This is a genomic window from Marivita hallyeonensis (assembly GCF_900129875.1).
GTDB classification, from domain to species: Bacteria; Pseudomonadota; Alphaproteobacteria; order Rhodobacterales; family Rhodobacteraceae; genus Marivita; species Marivita hallyeonensis.
Genome location: NZ_FQXC01000013.1, coordinates 1 through 26287, shown reverse-complemented (window position 1 = coordinate 26287; position 26287 = coordinate 1). Strand labels below are relative to the sequence as shown.

Genomic DNA, 26287 nt, shown 5'->3' with positions numbered 1-26287 from the left:
GAGATGGTGATGCCGGGTGACAACCTGAAGTTCGACGTCGAACTGATCGCGCCGATCGCCATGGAAGAAGGCCTCCGCTTCGCCATCCGCGAAGGTGGCCGCACCGTCGGCTCCGGCGTCGTCTCCAAAATCGTCGCGTAACGCGGTCGACATCTGACTGAGAAAAGGGCCACCCAGTGCGGTGGCCCTTTTGCTTTTCGGTGAAGGTCGTCCTCATTTCCGACGATCTCGCCGTTCCGGCGGTCGGACTGTCGGGCGTAAGCCTGCCATCGCGAAGCCCGCATTTTTCGCCTCCGGGTGTTTGTCCCCCGAAAAAAGTGCCAACAGAATGTCGCAGGCTGCATATGCAGCAATCACGCTGCGGCCGCGAAAGAAAGGACAAAAAACCCTGTAGAAGCAAGCGCACCGCGTTTTCGGTATGCCGCTGTGTGCCGGTTCAGTATACCGTGGTGTTCCTTTAAGTATCTAATTTTATTTGATTTTATTGTAAAAATTGCCATCTTTGATCGAGTTATCAGGGAGGGCCTTATGGATCAGTTGAACGTGATTGCCTGGCAAGGGCGAACGGAAAACAACGCGGGTCTGGTGTCTCAACAAACCGCCGCACAGCTGCACGCAACGCTTGGATCGCGCGAGGAACCCGCGCCGATCAATGGTGATCCGCTCCCACCGCTTTGGCATTGGTGTGGCTTTCCCCCGCTCGCCCCGATGGAGGAACTCGGTCCGGACGGCCACCCACGCCTTGGATCCTTCCTGCCTCCGATCCGGCTTGATCGCCGCATGTGGGCCGGTGGCGCGTTGCGGTTTCACGCGCCTCTGCATGTGGGTGAACCGCTTCAGCGCCGCTCTGTAGTGCGCGGCATCACGGAGAAGGACGGCGCGTCCGGACCGATGGTGTTCGTCACGGTCGACCACGCCATCTACGGCGAGCGAGGTCTGGCGATCGAAGAACGGCAGGACATTGTCTACCTGCCCATCCCCGATAGCTACACACCGCCGAAACCGCGGCAGATGCCCGAAACCCCGAATGCGACCAACACGGTGCCGATGCCCGAGACGCTCTTGTTTCGCTATTCCGCGCTGACGTTCAACGCGCATCGCATCCATTATGACAAAGCATACGCCAAGGATATCGAACACTATCCCGGCCTCGTCGTGCACGGGCCGTTGCAGGCGACGCTTCTGATGCAGCTGGCCGTTGAGAAGGCCGGGCGTACGCCGGAGGATTTCCACTTTCGCGGTGTGCACCCGATGTTCGCGGGAACGGACCTTGATCTGGCGGCGGTCGAGGACGACGGCGCCCTGGCGCTTTTCTCGGGGCAGGACGGTCATCAGGGCATGCAGGCAACGGCAATCTTCGGAGGCACGGCATGACCATTCTCAAAGGTATGCGCGTTGTCGAGGGATCGGCTTTCGTGGCGGTTCCACTGGCAGGAATGACGCTGGCACAGATGGGGGCCGAAGTGATCCGGTTCGATCGTCTGGGCGGCGGGCTCGACGCAAAGCGATGGCCGGTGGCACCTGACGGGCAGAGCCTGTTCTGGGCCGGTCTGAACAAGGGCAAGAAGTCGATTGCCATCGACATGAAAAGCCCCGAAGGGCGCGAGTTGATTACCCGGATCATCACGGCGCCGGGTGACGATGCAGGATTGTTTATCACAAACCTGCGGGTCAGGGGTTGGATGGATCACGAAACGCTGTCGAAAGAGCGGGAAGACCTGATCACGGTGACGCTCACCGGCGACCGGCACGGGCGGCCTCAGGTGGATTACACCGTGAACCCGTCGCTTGGTATTCCGCATATGACCGGGCCCGAAAGTGGCGATCCGGTCGCGCATGCGTTGCCGGCCTGGGACATTGCGGCGGGTAACATGGTGGTGTCCGCGCTGTTGGCGGCAGAGAGGCACCGGCTGCGCACCGGACGTGGGCAGGATGTGGAGTTCTCGCTCAAGGACGCGGCGGCGGCGACCATCGGGCATCTTGGAATGATCGCTGAGGCTACGCTCACCGGGACGTCGCGCCCACGAGCAGGCAACGCCTTGTATGGCGCCTATGGGCAGGATTTCGTCTGTGGCGATGGCCAGCGCGTGATGGTCATCGGCCTGACGGAACGGCAATGGCGCGGCATCGTCAAGGCGACGGACAGCGCCGAGGCGATGGATTTGCTGGCCTCTGCAACAGCGAGCGATCTGAGCGATGAGGGCACGCGTTGGCGGTTGCGGCATCAGATCACCGCGATCCTCGCTCCTTGGTTTGCCGTGCGCACCTTGGCACAAGTGGCGCAGGTGTTCGATGAGAGTGGCCTGACTTGGGCGCCCTTCCGCAGCCTGTCGGAAGCGTTGCGCGAAGATCCGGACCTGTCGGAAGACAATCCGATGTTTACCTCGATGCTGCACCCCGGCGTCGGCCGCTATCCGGTGCCATCGTCGCCCGTGACATATTCCGACTTTGCGCGGGAGCTGCCGGGTCAGGCCCCCGCGCTCGGGGCGCATACCGAAGAGATCCTGTCGGATGTGGCACGTCTCGACGACACAGAGATCGCGCGGTTGTTTGACACGGGTGTGGTGACTCAAGCCGGGCGCGAAGACGCGCGGGACGCGGCCTGATTGACGATCGCGGGCTGATGTTTATCGGAATACATTGAAGGCCGCCCTGTTTTGGGCGGCCTTTTCATCGTCCGCGACGTCTCAGGTGGTGTGAGGCGTCGCGGGATTTGGTGTACGGGCGTTTGGGCCCGTGGGGTGGCTCACTTGACGAGAGCCTGGACGAGGGCGCGCTTTTCGCCTTCGCTGTCACCGGAGTGGATGACGGACAGGATGGTGTTCACCTCGGCGTCGGTCAGGGTCGAGACGTCGACGCCCGGTGCGTAGGTGCCGATTTCGGCGGTCACCGATGCGGAGGCCGCAAAGGCGGTGAGGACGAGGGCGGAAGCTGTGATGAGCGTTTTCATTTTCTTAAGTCCTTTCGTGTCAGTGTGTGGTTACTGCAGAAGCGCCTGAACGGTGGCGCGCTTTTCGCTTTCGCTGTCACCGGAATGGATGACGGACAGCAGCGTGTTGACCTCTGCCTGGCTCAGCTGGCTGATGTCGGCATTCGGCGCGTAGCTCTGGATGGCCGTCGTATCGACGGAGGCGGATGCGGCACCGGCCAGGGCGGTCAGGGCGAGGGCGGTTGTGGCGATGAGGGTTTTCATGGGGTTGGTCCTTTCGGGATATGTGTGATCGGGGAGGGGGTTACTTGACGAGCGCCTGAATGGTGGCGCGCTTTTCGCCTTCGCTGTCGCCGGAATGGATGATCGACAGGATGGTGTTGACCTCTGCGTCGGTCAGGGTCGAGACATCGACGCCCGGTGCGTAGGTGCCGATTTCGGACGTGTCGACGGCTGCGGTTGCGGCGAAGGCCGTGAGGGCGAGAGCGGTTGTTGCGATGAGGGTCTTCATGGGTTTGGTCCTTTCAGTTGTGTCTGTGCTGCGTCCTGTGACGCGGTGAGTTGTGTATGTCGTGCCGAACTGTCTGTCCGACACCCTCCAAGCTAGGGGCGGGACCGGGGCCTTTGAACTCACAGCTCGTGCACAGTGGCTCTCGCAAATGTGGACTTGACGGAAGGGGGTCGCGATCAGGGGCTGCGCGGGGGTGCACAGCCATGGTGCGGGTCAGGAAATGCAGGGTGTTGCGGGGTGTGTCGGACAGTTGGAATTGACACCGCGGCGTGACGCGGCTCACGCTGCGTCAAGTGTCCTGCGACATATCAACAAAACGTGTTTGCCGCCGCGGGGCGCATTGTTTCACCCACCGCACGCAGACGCGAGCCGCCGTGCCCGACGGCGTGAGCGATGTGACAGGGTTGAGAGGGGTGGACGCGTGTGGTCCCGCTTGCGGCAGAGGACCATGGTTGCGCATTATTCGGCCGCCCGCCCCCAGGCGGAGGCCCGGCTACGGCCCGACATTGTCGATGGAACTGCTCAGCGGACCTGTTTGGCCAACGGACGGTGGTGGGTCGGACATGTCTGTCCGGCCTACGCGCATAGGGGATGCAAATGTCTACACCAAGCGTCTCCGAATTGATCCGGTCAGACCTAAAAGAAATACGCCTGTAAATGTACAAGATTGAAACCTGACCTAACGCTATACACCGGACGAACCGCTCAACCCGATCCCGGTGCAAAACTGAGACGAATAACCGTCAATCGCTGCGTACTTCGACGGCGCCACGATTTTCTTTCATTCCCTTGGTAGAGGGCCTTGATTTCGGATAAGGCTTGGAATACGCGTCTCAGCGGCGTTAGGGGTATAGCTCAGTTGGTAGAGCGACGGTCTCCAAAACCGTAGGTCCCGGGTTCGAGCCCTGGTGCCCCTGCCACTCTCCACGTTTTCGAATGACGCGACGCTTTCACAGCGGATGGTATGCGCAAAAAACGAAAAAGGGCCGCCTAGAAGGCGACCCTTTCGATAAAGATTTGGTATCTTAGCTACCAGCGATTGCTTCGATCTGGCCTGCGATCTCACCGCGCGATGCGCCGCTGTGAATCACGCTAAGAATGCTCTGGACGTCCGACTCCGACAGTGCATCGACATCAACATTCGGCGCGTAGTTGGTGATCATCATGCGCTGACCTGCAGTGATGTCCGCGTTCATCTCGGTCATGGAGTTCTCGTCCGTCAGGATCGCCTGCACGCGCTCGGATTTGACGCCTTCGCTGTCACCACCATACGTGATGGCCAGTGCGGCCTGAGCTTGTGCCGGTGTGACGTCTGTCCAGTCGAAGCCCGGCGCGTACTGCTCGAGGCGCATCAGTTCTGCGTCGCTCAGCATCTCAAACGAACCGGCGTTTGCATCGGTTTCCAGTGCGCGCAGCTTGGCGATTTTTTCGCCGCGGCTGTCGCCGGAGGTCACGATACCGTAGGCGGTCTGGAGTTCGGCTTCGGTCAGATTGGATGTTTCAATGCCCGGTGCAAAGCGCTCGATCTGCTGGATCTGTTCGTCGGTTGCGGCCATTGCAGCTGTGCCAAGAGTTGTCACGAGTGCGGTTGCAATCATCATGCGTTTCATTGTGTTCACCTTTCCGGCCCGAAAGCCTATTTGGATCAATTTGGTCTTCTCAGTGCCAGACGACCTCTTGCCGCCGGCTCTGGGAGATGAACTGCATCAGGCCGCTTGCGTTCCGCGAAAAATCAGAAAATTCGAACACATCATTGTGAGAGAGCTGCAGGGAACTTTTTCCCGTTTTGCGACATCGCGCGTTCCTTATAACTTGGCTGATTTCGGCCATCTCGGCGGGGTTGCTTGAATTGTTCCCGTGGCTTCGCTAGATGCTCAGCAACGGCAATCAGCAACCGAGACATTTCTCATGGCAACGACCAATCCCCTTCAGTTCATTCAGCAGGTTCGTGCTGAAGTGGCCAAGATCGTCTGGCCGACGCGGCGCGAAGTGCTTCTGACGACGGTGATGGTCTTCATCATGGCGGCGTTGACGGCCGTGTTTTTCGCATTGGTGGATCTTTTGATCCGCAGCGGGCTGCAGGGGTTGCTGAACCTGTTCGGATAAACCGGCATTGAAACGGGTCCGCCGCTCGGCTCTTGAAATAGGCAGTCGAAGGCGGTAACCCACGCATCAAGACGGAATGAGGCGTGCATCGATTCGAGTTGCACGCCGCTTTTTTATTCCGGGGCTGGCATCGAAGCGGTGACGGCGACAGGTAATCTTTCGGTTGCAGGGCCGAACAATCAAGGGGTTTGGGACCAGATGGCGAAGCGGTGGTACTCGGTCAGCGTTCTTTCGAATTTCGAAAAGAAGATCGCTGAACAGATCCTTCAGGCTGTGGAAGAGCAGGGCCTGCAGGACGAAATCGAGGAAGTGCTGGTCCCGACCGAAGAGGTCATCGAGATCCGGCGCGGCAAGAAGGTGACCGCAGAGCGTCGGTTCATGCCCGGATACGTGCTTGTTCGGATGGAGATGTCGGACAAGGGCTATCACCTGATCAACTCAATCAACCGCGTCACCGGATTTCTTGGTCCGCAAGGTCGACCGATGCCGATGCGCGATGCCGAGGTGCAGGCGATCCTGGGTCGTGTGGCCGAAGGCGAAGATGCACCGCGTCAGCTCATCCATTTCGAGGTGGGCGAGAAGGTCAAGGTCAACGACGGTCCGTTCGAGGATTTCGACGGAATGATCGAGGAAGTGGACGACGACAACCAGCGCCTGAAAGTGTCGGTTGTTATCTTTGGCCGGGAAACCCCGGTCGAGTTGGAATACACGCAGGTGACGAAGCAGTCGTGACCTGAGTGGAGGCGGTTTATCCCGCCGAACGAGGAGTGGGAGGCGAGGGCATCGCGATGCCCGGACCGCACCACACAACATGAGTGACCGAAGGGCGCGCCCCGAGGTCGTTGGAAAAGGAGAGGCCAGATGGCCAAGAAACTTGCTGGCAAGATGAAGCTGCAGATCCCTGCAGGTCAAGCCAACCCAAGCCCCCCCGTGGGCCCTGCGCTGGGTCAGCGCGGCATCAACATCATGGAATTCTGCAAGGCGTTCAACGCCAAGACGCAGGACATGGAACAGGGTGCACCGTGCCCGACCGAGATCACCTATTACCAGGACAAGTCCTTCACGATGAACATCAAGACGCCGCCCGCGTCTTATTATCTGAAGAAGGCCGCCGGTCTGAAGCCCGTGGGCAAGCGCAACCGTCCGCGCGGTGCGGAGAACCCCGGTCGCGAGACCGTGGCGTCCGTGACTGTCGCGCAGGTGCGTGAGATCGCGGAAGCGAAGATGAAGGACCTCAACGCAACCGACGTTGAAGGCGCAATGCAGATCATCCTGGGCTCCGCCCGGTCCATGGGCATCGAGGTGAAGTAAGATGGCAAAGCTTGGAAAACGCACCCGCGCTGCTCGTGAAGCCTTTGCAGGCAAAGAGAATGTTACGGTCGAAGAGGCGGTGGCTCTGGTCAAGGGAAATGCAAACGCGAAGTTCGACGAGTCGGTTGAGATCGCGATGAACCTTGGTGTCGACCCGCGCCACGCAGATCAGATGGTCCGCGGCACGGTCAACCTGCCGAACGGCACGGGCAAGACAGTGCGTGTGGCCGTGTTCGCCCGTGGTCCGAAGGCCGATGAGGCGAAGGAAGCCGGTGCCGATATCGTTGGTGCAGAGGACCTGATGGAAACCGTGCAGTCCGGCAAGATCGAGTTCGAGCGCTGCATCGCGACCCCGGACATGATGCCGATCGTTGGTCGTCTGGGCAAGGTGCTGGGCCCGCGCAACCTGATGCCGAACCCGAAGATCGGCACCGTGACCATGGACGTCAAGGAAGCGGTCGAAGCGGCGAAAGGTGGTCAGGTGCAGTTCAAGGCCGAGAAGGCCGGCGTTGTGCATGCTGGCATCGGCAAGGCCTCCTTTGACGAGGCAAAGCTGGTCGAGAACGTGAAAGCGTTTGTCGAGGCCGTCGCCAAGGCGAAGCCGTCAGGCTCAAAAGGCACCTACATGAAGAAGATCGCCCTCAGCTCGACCATGGGTCCAGGCGTGTCGATCTCTGTGGATGACGCCGCCAGCCAGTAAGGCCAAGCGCGGAAGATTTCGGAAGGCGGGTCAGCGATGGCCCGCCTTTTTTCTGCCACTGTTTTTCCGTAATTCGCCCATTCGTCTGCCGACATCTGTCCGTAGTTCGATGGCGGACCACATAAAGATGAATAGGGGCAGTGCCATGTGGTGCGGAATTGCGTTGACGACTGTGGTTGTGTTGGCTGCCACCACCGTGCAGGCCGAGGAAGCGGTTAGGCTACTTTCGTTTATGTCCAACAAGGATCGTGGATGGGTGGTTGAACAACCAGAGTCGTGGCAGGCGCAACGGCTTCGCGATTTAGCGGCCTGTCGCGGTAATGCGCCAGCGTTGACGCGGGAAGGTGCGGATGCATGGCGTCAGGCCTTTGAGGCTCGCGTCATCCAGATGACCAAATCCGAAGCAGAACGGCGGCTTAAATCTTTTGATCTGAATGGGGACGGACAAATCCTTGGGCCGGAGGCCCTTCCAGATGAGGTCGACCTTCAAATCGCGCGCCGCGACTATGATGCCAATTACGACAGGGAGGTTACGACCGCGGAAATCGAGGCTTATGCGCAAGAAATGCTTGGCGAACAGGCGCGTTACCTCAACGGATGCCACGACTTGTTCGCGCTTGATGTCGACCAGGACGGTGCTTTGGCGCCCGAAGAGATCGAAGAGATTGCAGCGATCGTTTCAGCGGCTGTGCGTGGTCCGCAAAGCTGCGTTCTGCCGAAGATCGACTACACGCCGGACGTGCCGCGGGTCTTTGCAGTTGGCAAAGGGGTGCAGAATGTGGACGGTATACCCGAAGTCGAGATTGTGTCGCAGAACGACAATGTGATTCCTTATGTCGTGTTTTCGGAAACGCCGGTTGTGTGGCGGTTCAAGGCGGATTCGAAGCGTGTACAGGTGTTCATCGTGGCCGGAGAGTTCATAGCCGTTGAGGGCGTGCCGTCTGAAAAAGTCATTGCCGTGCCGAAGTCGGATTGTACGCAATTTCGCGCGGTAGAAAGCACGTCGCCCGAGGGGTATCTGGCTGCGGCGCGGATTGGGCATGCGCTGGGGCGCGTTCGGCCAACCTACGATGCGCTTGTCGAAGCAGATCGCATGCCGTCGCGATACGCGAGACGGCAGTAGCCGCGGAAGAAACCACAAATTCCTTTTGTCAGTCATGGAGCATTAAAATGCCTGACAAGGAACCATTTTGCGAAATAAGAGGAATGTGCTAGCGTTCGGCGGCGCACGACCGAAACCGTGCCGATTTGCTGTCCAGAGGGGTTGGCAAACGGTTGCGTGCGTACTATCCCGACCGTTGCAAGCCACCGCGTGATTCGTCTCGCGGTTTTTTGCATTACGTCCGAGACGGTGGGTTAAGGCCAAATCCTTAATAATTCCTGCCCGAGGCGGTAGCAGACCGACATGCCAAGGCTCACCCGTTGAGCGCTGGGCGGGTTTGGCGCCGCAAAAGAAGCGGACCAAAACCGCCGGAGCGATCCGGTACCACTGAGCCGGGGGAGACATCCCCCAAACTGGAGTAAACCTGTGGATAGAGCCCAAAAAGAGAAAGTGGTCGAGGAACTCGGCCAGATCTTCGAAAGCTCTGGCGTCGTTGTGGTTGCCCACTACGAAGGTCTCACAGTTGCCGAGATGCAGGATCTCCGGGGTCGCGCACGCGATGCCGGCAGTTCCGTTCGTGTCGCCAAGAACCGTCTGGCCAAGATCGCCCTTGAAGGAAAGCCCTGCGAAAGCATCGCTGAATTCCTGTCGGGCATGACGGTCCTCACCTATTCCGAAGACCCCGTGGCAGCTGCCAAGGTGGTCGAGGACTTCGCCAAGGAGAACAAGAAGTTCGAAATCCTTGGCGGTGCGATGGGTGAGACCGCACTTGACCGGGCTGGTGTTGAAGCCGTGTCCAAGATGCCGTCGCGCGAGGAGCTTATTGCTACCATCGCAGGCATGATTGGCGCACCGGCCTCCAACATCGCGGGCGCCATCGGCGCACCTGCATCGAACATCGCCTCGATCCTTTCGACCATCGAAGAGAAAGCGGCGTAAGGCACCTGAAATACCTCGTGGGGTTGTAACCCTGACGTTGGAACACATTTAGATAGGAAAGTCACAATGGCTGATCTGAAAAAACTGGCAGAAGAGATCGTTGGTCTGACGCTTCTCGAAGCACAAGAACTGAAAACAATCCTGAAGGACGAGTACGGCATCGAGCCCGCAGCAGGCGGCGCAGTGATGATGGCGGGTCCGGCTGGCGGCGACGCCGGTGGCGCGGCTGCTGAAGAGCAGACCGAATTCGACGTCATCCTGAAGTCGGCGGGCGCATCCAAGATCAACGTGATCAAGGAAGTCCGCGGCATCACCGGCCTGGGTCTGAAAGAAGCCAAGGAACTGGTCGAAGCAGGCGGCAAGGCTGTCAAAGAGCAGGTTTCCAAGGACGAAGCCGAAGAGATCAAAGGCAAGCTGGAAGCAGCTGGCGCCGAGGTCGAGCTCAAGTAATCGCTCATCGGTCCCCGCGGGCCCTCTTTGCGAAGAGGTCTCGGACAGGGACCGGCGAGCATCTTAAGAAAGGCTGGGCACGGGAAATCCGTGCCCAGCCGCTCCCGTCTTAGAAAGACCCTTTCAAATCCGGGGTTTTTCTTAGGCAGGATCCAAAGATCGGGTGGTGTGCAGTGGGTATGCGCGCCGAGAATTGATCGGATTTTGTCGTCTCTATTGGGCAGACCGCCGGGGCCCGACGGCGTGACGCTCAGCTGAGAAAAGGTGATATCGACAATGGCGCAAAGCTTCATTGGCCAGAAACGTCTTCGTAAATACTACGGTAAAATTCGTGAGGTTCTGGAGATGCCGAACCTCATCGAGGTTCAGAAATCCTCTTACGACCTCTTCCTGAAATCCGGCGACCAGCCCGACCCGCTTGATGGCGAAGGCATCAAGGGCGTGTTCCAGTCGGTCTTTCCGATCAAGGACTTCAATGAAACCAGCGTGCTGGAATTCGTCAGCTACGAGCTGGAGAAGCCGAAATACGACGTCGAGGAATGTCAGCAGCGTGACATGACCTACAGCGCACCGTTGAAGGTGAAGCTGCGTCTGATCGTGTTCGATATTGACGAAGACACTGGCGCGAAGTCGGTCAAGGATATCAAGGAACAGGACGTGTTCATGGGCGATATGCCCCTAATGACACCGAATGGCACCTTTGTGGTGAACGGCACGGAGCGCGTGATCGTGTCTCAGATGCACCGCAGCCCTGGCGTCTTCTTCGATCACGACAAAGGCAAAACGCACAGCTCGGGTAAGCTGCTCTTTGCCTGCCGGATCATTCCCTATCGCGGGTCGTGGCTCGATTTCGAGTTCGACGCGAAGGACCTCGTGTTCGCGCGTATCGACCGCCGCCGCAAGCTGCCGGTCACAACGTTGCTTTACGCGCTGGGTCTGGATCAGGAATCCATTATGGATGCCTATTACGACACCGTGACCTACACGCTGCGTAAAGGCGAAGGCTGGGAGACCAAGTTCTTCCCCGAGCGGGTGCGCGGCACGCGACCGGCGTTTGATCTGGTCGATGCGGCCACCGGTGAGGTTTTCGCTGAAGCAGGCAAGAAGGTCACGCCGCGCGCGGTCAAGAAGATCATCGACGAGGGCAAGATCACCGATCTTCTTCTGCCGTTCGAGCAGATCGTCGGCAAGTTCGTTGCCAAAGACATCATCAACGAAGAAACCGGCGCGATCTATGTCGAGGCCGGAGATGAATTGACTTGGACCGTCGACAAGGACGGTGCAGTCACGGGTGGCAGCCTGAAAGAGCTGATGGATGCGGGTATCACCGAGATTCCGGTACTCGACATCGATAACGTCACCGTCGGCCCGTACATGCGCAACACCATGGCGAACGACAAGAACATGAACCGCGAAACCGCGCTCATGGACATCTATCGCGTCATGCGCCCGGGCGAGCCGCCCACCGTCGAGGCGGCGTCGGCGCTGTTCGACACACTGTTCTTCGACTCCGAGCGTTATGACCTGTCTGCTGTGGGTCGTGTGAAGATGAATATGCGTCTTGCTTTGGACAAGCCGGATACCCAGCGCACACTCGACCGTGAGGACATTGTCGCCTGTGTGAAGGCGCTGGTGGAATTGCGTGACGGCAAGGGCGACATCGACGATATCGACCACCTCGGCAACCGCCGGGTGCGCTCGGTCGGCGAATTGATGGAAAACCAGTATCGCGTCGGGCTGCTTCGTATGGAGCGCGCGATCAAGGAACGCATGTCCTCGGTCGAGATCGACACGGTGATGCCGCAGGACCTGATCAACGCGAAACCGGCGGCGGCGGCTGTGCGTGAATTCTTCGGCTCTTCGCAGCTGTCGCAGTTCATGGACCAGACCAACCCGCTGTCCGAAGTGACACACAAGCGGCGTCTCTCGGCGCTTGGACCGGGTGGTCTGACACGTGAGCGTGCGGGCTTTGAGGTGCGCGACGTACACGCAACCCACTACGGTCGCATGTGCCCGATTGAAACGCCGGAAGGCCCGAACATCGGTCTCATCAACTCGCTGGCGACCTTTGCCCGTGTGAACAAGTATGGCTTCATCGAGACACCGTATCGCAAGGTCGAGAACGGCCATGTGACGGATGAAGTGCAGTACATGTCCGCGACCGAGGAACAGCGTCATACCGTGGCGCAGGCAAACGCGACGCTGGACGAAAACGGCAAGTTCGTGAACGAGTTCGTCAACACCCGCCAGTCGGGTGAATACACGCTCGCGCCGAACGAAAGCGTTGATTTGATTGACGTTTCTCCGAAGCAGCTGGTCTCTGTTGCGGCCTCTCTCATTCCGTTCCTCGAAAACGACGACGCGAACCGCGCCCTGATGGGGTCGAACATGCAGCGTCAGGCGGTTCCGACATTGCGGTCGGAAGCACCGCTCGTGGGTACGGGGATCGAAGGCGTTGTGGCACGCGACTCGGGCGCGGCCATCATGGCGAAGCGCGCAGGCGTGATCGACCAGGTGGACGCGACACGTATCGTTGTGCGGGCGACCGAAGACCTCGAACTGGGTGACGCGGGCGTGGACATCTACCGTCTGCGCAAGTTCCAGCGGTCGAACCAGAACACCTGCATCAACCAGCGTCCGCTTGTGACGGTGGGTCAGACCGTGACCAAGGGTGAGGTGATCGCCGATGGTCCGTCGACTGACATGGGGGAACTGGCGCTCGGCAAGAACGTGATCGTCGCTTTCATGCCGTGGAACGGGTACAACTACGAGGACTCGATCCTGATTTCCGAGCGGATCGCGCGGGACGACGTGTTCACCTCTGTCCACATCGAGGAATTCGAAGTGGCGGCGCGGGACACGAAGCTTGGTCCGGAAGAGATCACACGTGACATTCCGAACGTCGGCGAAGAAGCGCTGCGCAACCTCGACGAGGCGGGCATCGTTTACATCGGCGCGGATGTGGAGCCGGGCGACATTCTTGTCGGTAAGATCACACCGAAGGGCGAGAGCCCGATGACGCCGGAAGAAAAACTCCTCCGTGCGATCTTTGGTGAGAAAGCGTCTGACGTGCGGGATACGTCGCTGCGGGTCAAGCCGGGCGATTTCGGTACCGTTGTGGAAGTCCGCGTCTTCAACCGTCACGGCGTCGAGAAAGACGAACGTGCGCTGCAGATCGAGCGTGAGGAAGTCGAACGTCTGGCTCGTGACCGGGACGACGAATTGGCGATCCTCGACCGCAACATCTACGCGCGTCTGAAGGACCTGATCCTTGGCAAGGTGGCTGTCAAAGGCCCGAAAGGTATCAAGTCCAACAGCCAGATCACCGAGGAACTGCTCGAGTCACTGACCCGTGGTCAGTGGTGGCAGCTGGCGTTGGAAGACGAAGACGATGCCAAGATCATGGAAGCCCTGAACGAGCAGTATGAGGCGCAGAAGCGTGCGCTGGATGCCCGTTTTGAAGACAAGGTCGAAAAGGTCCGTCGCGGTGACGATCTGCCCCCGGGCGTGATGAAGATGGTCAAGGTGTTCGTCGCGGTGAAGCGAAAGCTGCAGCCGGGCGATAAGATGGCCGGTCGTCACGGCAACAAGGGTGTGATCTCGAAAGTGGTGCCGATGGAGGACATGCCGTTCCTCGCGGATGGGACCCCGGTCGATTTCTGTCTGAACCCGCTGGGCGTGCCGTCGCGTATGAACGTCGGTCAGATCCTTGAAACCCACATGGGCTGGGCCGCACGTGGTCTGGGTGTGAAGATCGACGAGGCGCTGCAGGACTACCGTCGCTCCGGCGACTTGACTCCGGTGCGCGAAGCGATGCGGATCGCCTATGGCGACGATGTCTACGAGGAAGGCCTCAAGGACATGGACGAGGATCAGCTTGTCGAAGCGGCCAGCAACGTCACGCACGGTGTGCCGATCGCGACACCGGTCTTTGACGGTGCCAAGGAAGCGGACGTCAACGATGCGTTGGTGCGGGCTGGGTTTGACACCTCGGGTCAGTCGATTCTGTTCGACGGTCGTTCGGGTGAGCAGTTCGCACGCCCTGTGACCGTGGGTGTGAAGTACCTGCTCAAGCTGCACCACCTGGTCGACGACAAGATCCACGCGCGCTCGACCGGGCCGTACTCGCTTGTGACCCAGCAGCCGCTGGGTGGTAAGGCGCAGTTTGGTGGTCAGCGCTTCGGTGAGATGGAAGTCTGGGCGTTGGAAGCGTACGGCGCGGCCTACACGCTTCAGGAAATGCTCACCGTCAAGTCGGACGACGTGGCGGGCCGGACCAAGGTCTATGAAAGCATCGTCAAGGGTGAGGACAACTTCGAGGCCGGTGTGCCGGAGAGCTTCAACGTTCTCGTGAAGGAAGTCCGCGGCCTCGGCCTGAACATGGAACTCCTGGATGCGGAGGAGGATGAGTAACCGCCAAAGGCTCATCCGGTAGGTTGGACAGTTTTGTCCGACCTACACCTCCCCCCAATTCAAGGATTTGAAAATGAACCAGGAACTCACAAACAACCCGTTCAACCCCGTCGCGCCGCCCAAGGTGTTCGACGAAATCAAGGTCTCTCTCGCCTCGCCAGAGCGTATTCTGTCGTGGTCTTTCGGCGAGATCAAGAAGCCTGAAACCATCAACTACCGGACGTTCAAACCCGAGCGTGACGGTCTTTTCTGTGCGCGTATCTTTGGCCCGATCAAGGATTACGAATGCCTTTGCGGCAAGTACAAGCGCATGAAGTATCGCGGCGTTGTCTGCGAAAAATGCGGTGTGGAAGTCACGCTGCAGAAGGTCCGTCGTGAGCGGATGGGCCATATCGAACTGGCGGCGCCCTGCGCCCATATCTGGTTCCTCAAGTCGCTGCCGTCGCGCATCGGCCTGATGCTGGACATGACGCTGCGCGATCTGGAACGCATCCTCTACTTTGAAAACTACGTCGTGATCGAGCCGGGTCTGACCGACCTGACTTACGGCCAGTTGATGACCGAAGAAGAGTTCATGGACGCGCAAGACGTCTATGGCATGGACGCATTCACCGCCAATATCGGTGCCGAAGCGATCCGCGAGATGCTCGCCAATATCGACCTTGAAGCCGAGGCCGAGCAGCTGCGCGCGGACCTCAAGGAAGCGACAGGCGAGTTGAAGCCCAAGAAGATCATCAAGCGCCTCAAGGTGGTTGAGTCTTTCCTTGAATCAGGCAACCGGCCCGAGTGGATGGTCCTGACCGTAATCCCCGTGATCCCGCCAGAATTGCGTCCGCTGGTGCCGCTGGATGGCGGTCGCTTTGCGACGTCTGACCTCAACGACCTTTACCGTCGCGTGATCAACCGCAACAACCGCCTCAAGCGTCTGATCGAACTGCGCGCGCCTGACATCATCGTCCGTAACGAAAAGCGGATGTTGCAGGAATCCGTTGACGCCCTGTTCGACAACGGCCGTCGTGGTCGTGTGATCACGGGTGCCAACAAGCGTCCGCTGAAGTCTCTGTCTGACATGCTGAAAGGCAAGCAGGGTCGCTTCCGTCAGAACCTTTTGGGTAAGCGCGTCGACTTCTCGGGCCGTTCGGTGATTGTGACGGGTCCGGAACTCAAGCTGCACCAGTGCGGTTTGCCGAAAAAGATGGCGCTCGAACTGTTCAAGCCGTTCATCTATTCGCGGCTTGAGGCGAAGGGTCTGTCGTCCACCGTCAAGCAGGCGAAGAAGCTGGTCGAAAAGGAACGTCCCGAAGTGTGGGATATCCTCGATGAGGTCATTCGTGAGCACCCGGTTCTTCTGAACCGTGCGCCGACGCTGCACCGTTTGGGCATCCAGGCGTTCGAGCCGGTGCTCATCGAAGGTAAAGCAATCCAGCTGCACCCGCTCGTTTGTTCGGCCTTTAACGCTGACTTCGACGGTGACCAGATGGCGGTCCACGTGCCGCTCTCGTTGGAAGCGCAGTTGGAAGCCCGCGTGCTGATGATGTCGACGAACAACGTTCTGTCGCCGGCCAACGGCGCGCCGATCATCGTGCCGTCGCAGGACATGATCCTCGGCCTCTACTACACCTCCATCATGCGCGAAGGCATGAAGGGTGAAGGCATGATCTTCGGGTCGGTCGAGGAAGTGGAACACGCGCTCAACGCGGGCGAAGTGCATCTGCACGCCAAAATCGAATGCCGGGTCAAGCAGATCGATGATGAGGGCAATGAAATCACCAAGCGTTACGAGACCACACCGGGTCGTGTACGCCTTGGTGCGCTTCTGCCTCTGAATGCGAAGGCGCCGTTTGATCTCGTGAACACGCTTCTGCGGAAGAAAGACGTGCAGAAAGTCATCGACACCGTCTACCGCTATTGCGGCCAGAAGGAGTCGGTCATCTTCTGTGACCAGATCATGTCCATGGGCTTCAAGGAAGCGTTCCGTGCGGGCATTTCCTTTGGCAAGGACGACATGGTCATTCCCGAAACCAAATGGCCGATCGTGGAGGAAACCCGCGAGCAGGTGAAGGATTTCGAGCAGCAGTACATGGACGGTCTGATCACTCAGGGCGAAAAGTACAACAAGGTGGTCGATGCCTGGTCGAAGTGTAACGACAAGGTCACCGAGGCCATGATGTCCACCATCTCGGCCGAGCAGAGGGACGAAAACGGCGCTGTTGCCGAGCCAAACTCGGTCTACATGATGGCGCACTCCGGTGCCCGTGGCTCGGTTACGCAGATGAAGCAGCTGGGCGGGATGCGCGGCCTGATGGCGAAGCCGAATGGCGACATCATCGAGACGCCGATCATCTCGAACTTCAAGGAAGGTCTGACCGTTCTTGAATACTTCAACTCGACTCACGGCGCCCGGAAGGGTCTTTCGGACACCGCTCTGAAGACGGCGAACTCGGGTTATCTGACCCGTCGTCTGGTGGACGTGGCGCAGGACTGCATCGTGCGCATGCATGATTGTGGCACCGAGCGTGCGATCACGGCTGAAGCGGCCGTGAACGACGGTGAGGTTGTTGCGTCGCTTGCCGAGCGGATCCTGGGCCGTGTTTCTGCGGATGACGTTCTGAAGCCGGGTACGGACGAAGTTCTTCTTCGTGCGGGTCAGCTGATCGACGAACGCATGTCGGATGCGATCGAAGAAGCGGGCGTTGCCTCGATGCGTATCCGGTCGCCGCTGACCTGTGAGGCGGAAGAGGGCGTCTGCGCGATGTGCTACGGTCGTGACCTTGCACGCGGTACGATGGTGAACACGGGCGAAGCCGTGGGCATTATCGCGGCGCAGTCCATCGGTGAACCGGGCACACAGCTGACGATGCGGACCTTCCACATCGGCGGCGTGGCGCAAGGTGGTCAGCAGTCGTTCCAGGAAGCCAGCCAGGAGGGAAAGGTCGAATTCGACAACGCCTCCACACTGGAAAACTCGGCTGGTGAAACACTCGTCATGGGCCGCAACATGAAGTTGCGGATCATGGATGAGCACGGCGTCGAGCGGGCCAGCCACAAGCTGGGCTACGGCACGAAGCTCTTTGTCAAAGAGGGTGACAGCATTGCCCGTGGCGACAAGCTCTTCGAGTGGGACCCCTATACGCTGCCAATCATCGCCGAGAAGGATGGTATCGCCAAGCATGTCGACCTCACCGCAGGTGTGGCCGTTCGTGACGAGACCGATGATGCGACGGGCATGACCCAGAAGATCGTTATCGACTGGCGGGCCGCGCCCAAGGGCAATGAGCTCAAGCCGGAAATCATCCTCATGGATGAAGATGGCGAACCGCTGCGCAACGAGGCCGGCAACCCGATCACCTACCCGATGTCGGTCGACGCAATTCTGTCGGTCGAGGACGGTCAGGATGTGAAGGCTGGTGACGTCGTCGCACGTATCCCGCGGGAAGGCGCCAAGACCAAGGACATCACCGGTGGTCTGCCGCGTGTGGCCGAACTCTTTGAGGCACGTCGCCCCAAGGATCACGCCATCATTGCGGAAATCGACGGCTATGTCCGGTTCGGCAAGGACTACAAGAACAAGCGTCGCATCTCGATCGAGCCTGCGGATGACAGCCTTGAGCCCGTGGAATACATGGTGCCGAAGGGCAAGCATATCCCGGTGGTCGAAGGTGATTTCGTCCAGAAGGGCGATTACATCATGGACGGCAATCCAGCGCCGCATGACATCCTGTCCATCATGGGTGTCGAGGCATTGGCCAACTACATGATCGACGAAGTTCAGGACGTCTATCGCCTGCAGGGTGTGAAGATCAACGACAAGCATGTCGAAGTGATCGTGCGCCAGATGCTGCAGAAGTGGGAAATCCTCGACAGCGGGGACACCACGCTTCTGAAGGGTGAACACGTGGACAAGGCCGAGTTCGACCTTGCCAACGAGAAAGCCGAAAAGAAGGGTGGCCGTCCTGCACAGGGCGAACCGATCCTCTTGGGCATCACCAAGGCGTCCTTGCAAACGCGCAGCTTCATCTCGGCCGCGTCGTTCCAGGAGACCACGCGCGTGCTGACAGAGGCATCGGTTCAGGGCAAGAAGGACAAGCTTGTTGGCCTGAAAGAGAACGTGATCGTGGGTCGTCTGATCCCGGCAGGCACCGGTGGCGCGACCCAGAAGGTCCGCCGCATCGCGCAGGAGCGCGACAACGTGGTGATCGAAGCGCGCCGCGAAGAGGCCGAAGCCGCAGCCGCACTGGCGGCTCCGGACGACGTGGTCGGTGGCGACGAGTTCGACAACATCATCGTCGACACGCCGGAAAGCCGCGAGTAAGTCTCGCAATAAATCAAAAATGAAAACCCCCGCTGGTCAGCGGGGGTTTTCGTATTTGAGGGTGTCAACTGCAGCTTCGAGCCCATACCTACCAATCGCATTGACACAGAATTTGGATTAAGCGCTGATAGATCATGATTACGCAGCGTGGCCAATCGCTAGCTTCTCAAATGGAAAGCAAAGTCGTCGACTGGCGGCTTGCACTAGAGTGTTTGCAAAGTTCCAACATTTTCGAGCAGGGAGTGGCTTTCGAGGTCTTCACTGGAGAACCCCGCGACGAGGTCGTTCCCAAGGTTCCTGAAAGCACCGATGTTCCGGTGTTGCTTTTTGACTATCTACTGAAATGCATTGAAGAAGACGTATCGCCCGAACAAGAGGAGCAGTATGAAGGCTATGTCCATGATAAAGGCGGTGCATTTCTAGCCCTTCGGGTGCCCTTGGACCCCGCTTGGAAGAAGTTCAATCGCGAACTGACTGAAGAAAGGTACTTTGGGCGCCTCGCAGATTTTTTAAAGAAGCATTCAAGCCAATATCAAAAAGAGGTGCCAACACATGTCTTTGAAGCTTGGTCGCCGCGACAAAAGCCGTTCTCTAAAATCATGAAGTCGTGGAAAAGCGATGCACTGCTGAAAGCCTACGTCGAGGATTTAGAGGAAATCTTCCAAATGACGTTCTGAGCTTGCCTCGTCTCGCGCCGAAAGCAGAATTTTTGAACGTCCGCTTCGTCCGCATTGCAGACATTGAGAGCGAAGTGTCGCTTTATCCTCTGGTTGCGCCTCGTCAGGCCGTTTGAGGACGCAGGCCGCCCATTTGCTGCTCTGAGACGCGCGCGGCGACGATCAGGGCGATTACCCAGCCGCTCGACACGGCCACAGCGATGCCGAGCCAGACGCCCCAGACTTCGAAATCCAGAACGGCGATGAACACCCAGATGAAGAAAGCGACGCCGAAGCCCTGCCGGTAGATGCTGATCCAGAGCGTGTAGATCGGCTTTTTCAGGGCTTGCAGAAGCGAGTTGATCGAGAAGAGCATCATGTAGATCGGGAACAGGAAGCCGTCGACCAGCAGATAACTCGCTCCAACTCGGATCACGTCGGGGTCGTCGGTGAAGGGGCGCATGAAATACTGGCCTCCGAACCACAAAAGCGGCATGGCGATGATCGAGATGGCGAAGCCGATCTTCCAGCAAAAGAACACCGCGTCGCGCACGCGGTCGTAGTCCTTGGCACCGTAATTCTGCCCGGCAATCGGCAGAAGCGCCCCTGTCATGCCGAGGACCGGGAGGAGCAGGATCTGTTCGATCCGCAACGCGACGCCGTAGGCCGCAATGGCATGTTCGCCGAACCCCTTGAGCGCGAATTGGACGACGAAACCGGATACGAACATCACGATCAACGCGGTGCTGGCTGGCGCCATCTGTTCGGCAATGGCCTTGAAGCAGTGGCGGTCGGGGATGAATTCGCTGCGTTTGACACGATCCATCAGGTCGAGATTGAAAATGCGGGTCATCAGGAACAGCATCACACCGGTCTGACTGACGATGGTGGCAACCGCGATCCCGTCTAGGCCGAGGCCCCCCCAAGTACCGGGAATGCCGAACATGAAAAGCGGGTTCAGCCCGATATTGGCGAAGAAGGCCACCATTAGCGCACGCTGCATCGACCGCGTGTCACCATGGGCCTGAAGGATGCCATTGCCGCCATAGGCCAATAGGAAGCCGGGCAATGCGAGGATGAGAAACCGGAAGTAGCTAAGCGCCGCGTCCCGGTATCCGCCGGGTTCCGATACAAGCGCGATGAGGTACGGGCCGCCGATATAGCCAATGACCATCAGAATGCCGGTGGCGATCACTCCAAAGCTGAGGCCCTGCGCCGCCAGTTCCCGCGCCACGCGGGTGTTCTTTTCACCCTTGGCGTTGCTGACCAGCGCGCTGAGCCCCGATCCAAGGCCGAAACCGATGGACATCAGGATGAAAAACGCCTGAAAGCCGATGGACAGACCCGCCTGCGCTTCGGTCGACAATTGGCCGGCGTAGAAGACGTCGACAACGTTGTAGAGCGTCGAGAACAGCATGCCGAGCGCTGCCGGAATGGCGAGGTTGATGTAGTGGGAGAGCATCGACCCGGTGGTCAGATCGTCGTTTGCTTTAACTGCCACAGGCCGTCCTTTTCCTGATCGACACTGCAACGTCGCGAGGCCGATCCATCCGCGATACACGGGAACGTCGTGGTTCGAAAGAAAAATACCGGTGTCGCTTTTGGCGTGGAGGGTCGGTCGTGCCTGCTGTAGATCGCGGCTATGTCTCGACTTTCCGACAACATGCGCGGCGCACTGCTGATGTGCCTGGCGATGGCTGCCTTCACCTTTGGTGACGCGGCGATCAAGGCGACCGGTGGTGACTTGCCCCTATCGCAGCTGCTGGTGATCCGTGGGGTTCTTGCGTCTGCGGCACTGTTTGCGATGGCGTGGTACTTCAAAGGGCTGAGGCTGGCGCTGCCGCGCCGGGATTGGCTGTTGATTGCCCTTCGCGGGATCAGCGAAGCGGCTGCGGCGTACTTTTTCCTCACTGCGTTGTTGGCGATGCCATTGGCGAACGTGACGGCGCTGTTGCAGATGTTGCCGCTGACGGTGACCTTGGGCGGCGCAATCGTCTTTCGCGAAGCCGTGGGCTGGCGGCGCTGGACCGCGATCGCCATCGGGTTTTGCGGGATGCTTTTGATCGTCCGTCCGGGAACAGAGGGTTTCACAGCCGCATCGGTCTACGCATTGTGCGCCGTTCTGGCCGTCACCGTCCGGGACTTGGTGACCCGTCGCATCTCGGCGGCGGCCCCGTCGCTCACCGTTACGCTGGTGTCTTCGATCATGGTGACCGTCTTCGCTGCAGGATGGTCGTTCGGGCAAGACTGGGTCGCACTCACGCCGCGGCTGACAGGCCTCGTATTGCTGGCGACCACTTTCATCATCGGCGCTTACTTGTGCAGCGTGATGGTCATGCGCGTCGGTGAGGTGAGTTTCGTGGCCCCGTTCCGCTACACCGGTCTTGTCTGGGCGCTCATTCTGGGCTTCGTGATTTTCGGAGAGTGGCCCGAGCCGCTGACATTGATCGGCGCGGCGATCATCGTTGCCACGGGCGTGTTCAGCCTGTTGCGCGAGGCGCGGTTGAAGCGACGGGTGCGAAAGCCGCTTGCACCGCGTCAGCCGTAAGCGCGAAGCGGCGGTTCAGCGTTTCGACGTGATCCAGCGTCGGGGCGAAGAATTCGGGCGTGGCAAGTTTGCCGTGTTGGCGCGAGTCATTGCCCGTATGCTGTGCTCTCAGGAACATCGGTTGATCGGTGAATGTGACCGTTGGCATGAAGCGATTGATGCGGCTGTGGGCAAAATTCATCAGGCTTTGCTTGATACCCCCTTGAACCGCAACGGCCTGTGCCACGCCCAGATAAGGCGTCACCGTCTCGGCAATCTCGAACCGCGCGACGTCGGACGCGCGCAGCGTGTAGCCCCGGTTCCAGTCGAAGCCGACAAGCCTATTGTCCTGCAAAAGCGGCGCGCAGTCAGCCGCGGCTTTCTTGAGACGGGCGACGAAATCGACAGCCAACGCGTCGTCGTCATCGTGCCGGACCTGCAGGCATGGTTTGTTGATATGCTTGCGGGCGGCGTTCAGAACTGACTGGCAGACTTGCCGATGTGGACCCGGCTCTTTGGCCACGACACGGGCTTGCGGCATATCGCTGAGCAGGGCATCCAATCGCTGGCGGTAGATGTCGGGGAGGCAGGTGCCGGTCAAAATGACGAAACTGAAATCCGGGTCGGTTTGTGCCTTGAGCCCCGGTAGGCAAAAGTGTTCGAACAGGGCAAAGCGGAGCGCCATGCGGTCTGGATCATAAAGGTAGGTCCGGCGGTCCGACACCGTGTCGTGATCAACCTGAAACCCGCCCTCTGCCGGGTAGGAAAACCGACACAATATGATGGTTTGCATGGAACACCGGCCCTGTCTGCCACGTCACGTCTTCGAATTCGATCATGCAGTGACAGGGCAAGGCACACAAGCGCCGGGGCGCTGTTGACACGGGGTCCGACTCTGCATATACGCGCGCCTAATTCGGCGGGGTTAATGCCCCATCTGCCGATTTACAGGACTGGAGCGGTCAAGATCCGGGCGCAGGCCCCGATCCTCTGGAAATGCACCGTATCGCTTCCAAAAGACGGAAGCGGATGCGGTATTTTGCGTCGTTTTTGTACGATCCGGCGCTTTTGAACAGGGTCTCGCGGACGCGCGGGGCTTTTACGTAACCCGCACGGGTCACCCCGTGCACCACATATGTGAGCTACACGGGGAAAGAACCGGAATGCCAACGATCCAACAGCTGATCCGCAAGCCGCGGCAGCCGAAAATCAAGCGCTCGAAGTCGCAGCACCTTGAGCAGTGCCCGCAGAAGCGGGGCGTATGCACGCGCGTCTACACAACCACACCGAAGAAGCCGAACTCGGCGATGCGGAAAGTGGCCAAGGTCCGCCTGACCAATGGCTACGAAGTCATCTCCTACATCCCGGGTGAAAGCCACAACCTGCAGGAACACTCGGTTGTTCTGATCCGTGGTGGTCGTGTGAAAGACCTTCCCGGTGTGCGCTATCACATCCTGCGTGGTGTTCTGGATACCCAGGGCGTCAAGGACCGGAAGCAGCGCCGTTCGAAGTATGGCGCGAAGCGTCCGAAGTAAGAGGAAAAACAGATGTCTCGTCGTCACGCCGCAGAAAAACGCGAAGTCCTGCCCGACGCCAAGTATGGCGACCGGGTTCTGACCAAGTTCATGAACAACCTGATGATCGACGGCAAGAAGTCGGTCGCGGAGCGCATCGTCTACAACGCCCTGGATCGCGTTGAAAACAAGGTGAAGCGCGCGCCGGTGGAAATCTTCCACGAGGCGTTGGACAACATCAAGCCGTCGGTCGAGGTTCGCTCCCGCCGGGTTGGTGGTGCGACCTACCAGGTGCCCGTCGAAGTCCGCCCCGAGCGTCGCGAAGCGCTGGCGATCCGCTGGCTTATCAACGCGAGCCGGTCGCGCAACGAGAACACGATGGAAGAGCGCCTTGCCGGTGAACTTCTGGACGCTGTGAACTCGCGCGGCTCCGCTGTCAAAAAGCGGGAAGACACTCACAAGATGGCCGACGCGAACAAAGCGTTCAGCCATTACCGCTGGTAATAGGAGCCAAACACAATGGCACGCGATTATCCCCTCGACCGCTACCGGAACTTCGGGATCATGGCGCATATCGATGCAGGCAAAACCACCTGCTCCGAGCGCATCCTGTATTACACCGGCAAGTCGCACAACATCGGCGAAGTGCACGATGGTGCCGCCACCATGGACTGGATGGAGCAGGAGCAGGAACGTGGCATCACGATCACGTCCGCTGCGACAACCACCTTCTGGGAGCGTACCGAGGACGGCGAAACCGCCGACACACCGAAGCACCGCCTGAACATCATCGACACGCCCGGCCACGTGGACTTCACCATCGAAGTCGAGCGCTCTCTGGCGGTTCTCGACGGTGCGGTGTGCGTTCTCGACGCCAACGCAGGTGTTGAGCCGCAGACCGAAACGGTGTGGCGTCAGGCTGATCGCTACAAGGTTCCGCGTATCGTCTTCGTCAACAAGATGGACAAGATCGGCGCAGACTTCTTCAACTGCGTCAACATGATCGAAGATCGCACCGGCGCGCGTGCCGTGCCAGTCGGTATCCCGATCGGCGCGGAGAACGAGCTTGAAGGTCTGATCGACCTCGTGACCATGGAAGAGTGGCTGTGGCAGGGTGAAGATCTCGGCGCAAGCTGGGTCAAAGCCCCGATCCGCGACAGCCTCAAGGACATGGCTGAAGAGTGGCGCGGCAAGATGATCGAAGCGGCCGTCGAAGAAGACGACGACGCGATGATGGAATACCTCGAAGGCAACGAGCCCGACATCCCGACATTGCGCGCTTTGCTGCGCAAGGGCACGCTGGCGCTGCATTTCGTACCGGTTCTGGGTGGCTCCGCGTTCAAGAACAAGGGTGTTCAGCCGCTGCTTAACGCCGTGATCGACTACCTGCCGAGCCCGCTCGACGTGGTCGACTACATGGGCTTCAAGCCGGGCGACGAAAACGAAGAGCGGAACATCGCACGTCGTGCGGACGACAACATGCCGTTCGCCGGTCTGGCGTTCAAGATCATGAACGACCCGTTCGTGGGCTCGTTGACCTTCACACGCATCTACTCGGGTGTGATGAACAAGGGCGACAGCATCCTGAACTCCACCAAGGGCAAGAAAGAGCGCATCGGTCGTATGATGATGATGCACTCCAACAACCGTGAAGAAATCGAAGAAGCGTTCGCGGGCGACATCATAGCGCTGGCGGGTCTCAAGGACACCACCACCGGTGACACGCTCTGTGCGCAGAACGATCCGGTCGTGCTTGAAACGATGACGTTCCCCGACCCGGTGATCGAGATCGCGGTTGAGCCGAAGACCAAAGGCGACCAGGAGAAGATGTCTCAGGGTCTGGCACGTCTGGCGGCAGAGGACCCGTCCTTCCGCGTGGAAACTGACCTCGAAAGCGGCCAGACCATCATGAAGGGCATGGGCGAACTGCACCTCGACATTCTCGTCGATCGTCTGAAGCGTGAGTTCAAGGTCGAAGCGAACATCGGTGCGCCGCAGGTGGCCTATCGTGAAACGATCGGTCACGAAGTCGAACACACCTACACCCACAAGAAGCAGTCGGGTGGTTCGGGTCAGTTCGCCGAAGTGAAGTTGATCATTTCGCCGACCGAGCCGGGCGAAGGGTATTCGTTCGAGAGCCGCATCGTCGGTGGTGCCGTTCCGAAGGAATACATCCCCGGTGTCGAAAAGGGCATCAAGTCGGTCATGGACTCCGGTCCTCTGGCGGGCTTCCCGGTGATCGACTTCAAGGTGGCGCTGATCGACGGTAAGTTCCACGACGTGGACTCCAGCGTTCTCGCCTTCGAAATCGCGGCTCGGATGGGCATGCGCGAAGGTATGAAGAAAGCCGGTGCAAAGCTTCTCGAACCGATCATGAAGGTCGAAGTCGTGACACCGGAAGACTATACCGGTGGCATCATCGGTGACCTGACATCGCGTCGGGGCCAGGTGACAGGACAAGAACCGCGCGGCAACGCCGTTGCGATCAACGCGATGGTTCCGCTTGCCAACATGTTCGGCTACATCAACACGCTGCGCTCCATGTCTTCGGGCCGCGCGCAGTTCACGATGCAGTTCGATCATTACGATCCGGTGCCGCAGAACATCTCGGAAGAGATTCAGTCGAAATACGCATAACGGGATGCCGGGCAAATGCCCGGCCTACCCATAACCTGTAGGCCGGGCTCTAGCCCGGCGCCCGAAAAGACAAGGAGGCCATACAATGGCAAAGGAAAAGTTTGAGCGCGGCAAGCCGCACTGCAACATTGGCACGATTGGTCACGTTGACCACGGCAAGACGACGCTGACGGCGGCGAT

General features: G+C 59.3%; 25 protein-coding genes and 1 tRNA gene. 20 read left to right on the top strand and 6 right to left on the bottom strand.

Going from position 1 to position 26287, the window contains the following annotated elements; translation table 11 throughout:
- The 3 genes from BUA42_RS20610 to BUA42_RS20600 all read left to right on the top strand — a co-directional run.
- On the top strand, window positions 1–141 hold a 141-nt coding region (locus BUA42_RS20610), incomplete at its 5' end, for an EF-Tu C-terminal domain-related protein (RefSeq protein WP_483869262.1).
- 387 nt (window positions 142–528) lie between these two features.
- On the top strand, window positions 529–1374 hold the full coding sequence (locus BUA42_RS20605; protein ID WP_072780235.1) for an HTD2 family dehydratase: 846 nt from the start codon (window positions 529–531) through the stop codon (window positions 1372–1374).
- Entirely contained in the window at window positions 1371–2606 is a 1236-nt protein-coding gene (locus BUA42_RS20600) for a CoA transferase (RefSeq protein ID WP_072780234.1), read from the top strand. Before BUA42_RS20605 ends, BUA42_RS20600 begins: the two co-directional genes overlap by 4 nt.
- Window positions 2607–2746: 140 nt before the next feature.
- Here the strand turns inward: BUA42_RS20600 and BUA42_RS20595 are convergent, their stop codons facing one another.
- The 3 genes from BUA42_RS20595 to BUA42_RS20585 are packed head-to-tail and all read right to left on the bottom strand — an operon-like array spanning window position 2747 to window position 3440.
- Entirely contained in the window at window positions 2747–2950 is a 204-nt protein-coding gene (locus BUA42_RS20595) for a hypothetical protein (RefSeq protein ID WP_072780233.1), read from the bottom strand.
- A gap of 30 nt (window positions 2951–2980) precedes the next feature.
- The gene (locus BUA42_RS20590) at window positions 2981–3193 is read right to left on the bottom strand and encodes a hypothetical protein (protein WP_072777878.1); all 213 of its coding nucleotides are present in this window, start codon (window positions 3191–3193) and stop codon (window positions 2981–2983) included.
- 40 nt (window positions 3194–3233) lie between these two features.
- Complete coding sequence (locus tag BUA42_RS20585) at window positions 3234–3440, bottom strand: hypothetical protein (RefSeq protein WP_072780232.1); 207 nt, start codon at window positions 3438–3440, stop codon at window positions 3234–3236.
- An 844-nt stretch (window positions 3441–4284) separates the two neighbouring features.
- Here BUA42_RS20585 and BUA42_RS20580 point away from each other — a divergent pair.
- A tRNA-Trp gene (locus tag BUA42_RS20580) sits at window positions 4285–4360 on the top strand.
- A gap of 105 nt (window positions 4361–4465) precedes the next feature.
- On the opposite strand, the gene BUA42_RS20575 is transcribed toward BUA42_RS20580, so the two are convergent.
- Entirely contained in the window at window positions 4466–5050 is a 585-nt protein-coding gene (locus BUA42_RS20575) for a hypothetical protein (protein ID WP_072780231.1), read from the bottom strand.
- Between BUA42_RS20575 and BUA42_RS21360 the strand changes: the two genes are divergently transcribed.
- From BUA42_RS21360 to BUA42_RS20520, 11 genes are all read left to right on the top strand, one after another.
- Window positions 5040–5288 (top strand): hypothetical protein, encoded by a 249-nt coding sequence (locus BUA42_RS21360; protein WP_072780230.1) that lies wholly within the window; start codon window positions 5040–5042, stop codon window positions 5286–5288. The two genes, BUA42_RS20575 and BUA42_RS21360, sit on opposite strands and share 11 nt — an antisense overlap.
- 60 nt (window positions 5289–5348) lie before the next feature.
- Window positions 5349–5546, top strand: a complete 198-nt coding sequence (gene secE / locus BUA42_RS20565; protein ID WP_072780229.1) for a preprotein translocase subunit SecE — start codon at window positions 5349–5351, stop codon at window positions 5544–5546.
- Window positions 5547–5744: 198 nt separating this feature from the next.
- Window positions 5745–6278, top strand: coding sequence for a transcription termination/antitermination protein NusG (gene nusG / locus BUA42_RS20560; RefSeq protein ID WP_072780228.1), 534 nt, complete (start codon window positions 5745–5747; stop codon window positions 6276–6278).
- A gap of 129 nt (window positions 6279–6407) precedes the next feature.
- A complete protein-coding gene (gene rplK / locus BUA42_RS20555) occupies window positions 6408–6857 on the top strand; it encodes a 50S ribosomal protein L11 (RefSeq protein WP_072780227.1) in 450 nt (149 codons plus the stop codon).
- 1 nt (window position 6858) lies between these two features.
- A complete protein-coding gene (gene rplA, locus BUA42_RS20550; protein ID WP_072780226.1) occupies window positions 6859–7557 on the top strand; it encodes a 50S ribosomal protein L1 in 699 nt (232 codons plus the stop codon).
- Window positions 7558–7666: 109 nt separating this feature from the next.
- Window positions 7667–8680, top strand: coding sequence for a CREC-EF hand family protein (locus BUA42_RS20545; protein WP_218588658.1), 1014 nt, complete (start codon window positions 7667–7669; stop codon window positions 8678–8680).
- A gap of 405 nt (window positions 8681–9085) precedes the next feature.
- On the top strand, window positions 9086–9598 hold the full coding sequence (gene rplJ, locus BUA42_RS20540) for a 50S ribosomal protein L10 (RefSeq protein WP_072780224.1): 513 nt from the start codon (window positions 9086–9088) through the stop codon (window positions 9596–9598).
- 66 nt (window positions 9599–9664) lie between these two features.
- Window positions 9665–10048: a 50S ribosomal protein L7/L12 gene (rplL, locus tag BUA42_RS20535; protein WP_050532634.1), complete on the top strand. Its 384-nt coding sequence runs from the start codon at window positions 9665–9667 to the stop codon at window positions 10046–10048.
- A gap of 276 nt (window positions 10049–10324) precedes the next feature.
- Entirely contained in the window at window positions 10325–14461 is a 4137-nt protein-coding gene (rpoB, locus tag BUA42_RS20530) for a DNA-directed RNA polymerase subunit beta (RefSeq protein WP_072780223.1), read from the top strand.
- A 73-nt stretch (window positions 14462–14534) separates the two neighbouring features.
- Entirely contained in the window at window positions 14535–18773 is a 4239-nt protein-coding gene (rpoC, locus tag BUA42_RS20525) for a DNA-directed RNA polymerase subunit beta' (RefSeq protein ID WP_072780222.1), read from the top strand.
- A gap of 134 nt (window positions 18774–18907) precedes the next feature.
- Window positions 18908–19450 (top strand): hypothetical protein, encoded by a 543-nt coding sequence (locus BUA42_RS20520; RefSeq protein ID WP_072780221.1) that lies wholly within the window; start codon window positions 18908–18910, stop codon window positions 19448–19450.
- Window positions 19451–19553: 103 nt separating this feature from the next.
- Here BUA42_RS20520 and BUA42_RS20515 read toward each other — a convergent pair whose 3' ends face one another.
- A complete protein-coding gene (locus BUA42_RS20515; protein WP_245819087.1) occupies window positions 19554–20930 on the bottom strand; it encodes an MATE family efflux transporter in 1377 nt (458 codons plus the stop codon).
- Window positions 20931–21092: 162 nt separating this feature from the next.
- Here BUA42_RS20515 and BUA42_RS20510 point away from each other — a divergent pair, with 162 nt between their 5' ends.
- On the top strand, window positions 21093–21977 hold the full coding sequence (locus tag BUA42_RS20510; protein ID WP_245819086.1) for a DMT family transporter: 885 nt from the start codon (window positions 21093–21095) through the stop codon (window positions 21975–21977).
- Here the strand turns inward: BUA42_RS20510 and BUA42_RS20505 are convergent.
- A complete protein-coding gene (locus BUA42_RS20505; RefSeq protein WP_072780219.1) occupies window positions 21910–22749 on the bottom strand; it encodes a putative rhamnosyl transferase in 840 nt (279 codons plus the stop codon). The two genes, BUA42_RS20510 and BUA42_RS20505, sit on opposite strands and share 68 nt — an antisense overlap.
- 370 nt (window positions 22750–23119) lie before the next feature.
- Here BUA42_RS20505 and rpsL point away from each other — a divergent pair, with 370 nt between their 5' ends.
- From rpsL to BUA42_RS21015, 4 genes are all read left to right on the top strand, one after another.
- Entirely contained in the window at window positions 23120–23491 is a 372-nt protein-coding gene (gene rpsL / locus BUA42_RS20500; protein ID WP_054000841.1) for a 30S ribosomal protein S12, read from the top strand.
- A 12-nt stretch (window positions 23492–23503) separates the two neighbouring features.
- A complete protein-coding gene (gene rpsG / locus BUA42_RS20495; RefSeq protein WP_072780218.1) occupies window positions 23504–23974 on the top strand; it encodes a 30S ribosomal protein S7 in 471 nt (156 codons plus the stop codon).
- Window positions 23975–23989: 15 nt separating this feature from the next.
- The gene (fusA, locus tag BUA42_RS20490) at window positions 23990–26107 is read left to right on the top strand and encodes an elongation factor G (protein ID WP_072780217.1); all 2118 of its coding nucleotides are present in this window, start codon (window positions 23990–23992) and stop codon (window positions 26105–26107) included.
- A gap of 85 nt (window positions 26108–26192) precedes the next feature.
- A partial coding sequence (locus tag BUA42_RS21015; RefSeq protein ID WP_227446961.1) for a GTP-binding protein occupies window positions 26193–26287 on the top strand: 95 nt, incomplete at its 3' end.

Bases quoted from the DNA above. Each gene is read 5' to 3' on its own strand.
- BUA42_RS20605 (WP_072780235.1), top strand. From the start codon at position 529: ATGGATCAGTTGAACGTGATTGCCTGGCAAGGGCGAACGGAAAACAAC.
- BUA42_RS20600 (WP_072780234.1), top strand. From the start codon at position 1,371: ATGACCATTCTCAAAGGTATGCGCGTTGTCGAGGGATCGGCTTTCGTG.
- BUA42_RS20595 (WP_072780233.1), bottom strand. From the start codon at position 2,950: ATGAAAACGCTCATCACAGCTTCCGCCCTCGTCCTCACCGCCTTTGCG.
- BUA42_RS20590 (WP_072777878.1), bottom strand. From the start codon at position 3,193: ATGAAAACCCTCATCGCCACAACCGCCCTCGCCCTGACCGCCCTGGCC.
- BUA42_RS20585 (WP_072780232.1), bottom strand. From the start codon at position 3,440: ATGAAGACCCTCATCGCAACAACCGCTCTCGCCCTCACGGCCTTCGCC.
- BUA42_RS21360 (WP_072780230.1), top strand. From the start codon at position 5,040: ATGCGTTTCATTGTGTTCACCTTTCCGGCCCGAAAGCCTATTTGGATC.
- BUA42_RS20575 (WP_072780231.1), bottom strand. From the start codon at position 5,050: ATGAAACGCATGATGATTGCAACCGCACTCGTGACAACTCTTGGCACA.
- secE (WP_072780229.1), top strand. From the start codon at position 5,349: ATGGCAACGACCAATCCCCTTCAGTTCATTCAGCAGGTTCGTGCTGAA.
- nusG (WP_072780228.1), top strand. From the start codon at position 5,745: ATGGCGAAGCGGTGGTACTCGGTCAGCGTTCTTTCGAATTTCGAAAAG.
- rplK (WP_072780227.1), top strand. From the start codon at position 6,408: ATGGCCAAGAAACTTGCTGGCAAGATGAAGCTGCAGATCCCTGCAGGT.
- rplA (WP_072780226.1), top strand. From the start codon at position 6,859: ATGGCAAAGCTTGGAAAACGCACCCGCGCTGCTCGTGAAGCCTTTGCA.
- BUA42_RS20545 (WP_218588658.1), top strand. From the start codon at position 7,667: ATGGCGGACCACATAAAGATGAATAGGGGCAGTGCCATGTGGTGCGGA.
- rplL (WP_050532634.1), top strand. From the start codon at position 9,665: ATGGCTGATCTGAAAAAACTGGCAGAAGAGATCGTTGGTCTGACGCTT.
- rpoB (WP_072780223.1), top strand. From the start codon at position 10,325: ATGGCGCAAAGCTTCATTGGCCAGAAACGTCTTCGTAAATACTACGGT.
- rpoC (WP_072780222.1), top strand. From the start codon at position 14,535: ATGAACCAGGAACTCACAAACAACCCGTTCAACCCCGTCGCGCCGCCC.
- BUA42_RS20520 (WP_072780221.1), top strand. From the start codon at position 18,908: ATGATTACGCAGCGTGGCCAATCGCTAGCTTCTCAAATGGAAAGCAAA.
- BUA42_RS20510 (WP_245819086.1), top strand. From the start codon at position 21,093: ATGCGCGGCGCACTGCTGATGTGCCTGGCGATGGCTGCCTTCACCTTT.
- BUA42_RS20505 (WP_072780219.1), bottom strand. From the start codon at position 22,749: ATGCAAACCATCATATTGTGTCGGTTTTCCTACCCGGCAGAGGGCGGG.
- rpsL (WP_054000841.1), top strand. From the start codon at position 23,120: ATGCCAACGATCCAACAGCTGATCCGCAAGCCGCGGCAGCCGAAAATC.
- rpsG (WP_072780218.1), top strand. From the start codon at position 23,504: ATGTCTCGTCGTCACGCCGCAGAAAAACGCGAAGTCCTGCCCGACGCC.
- fusA (WP_072780217.1), top strand. From the start codon at position 23,990: ATGGCACGCGATTATCCCCTCGACCGCTACCGGAACTTCGGGATCATG.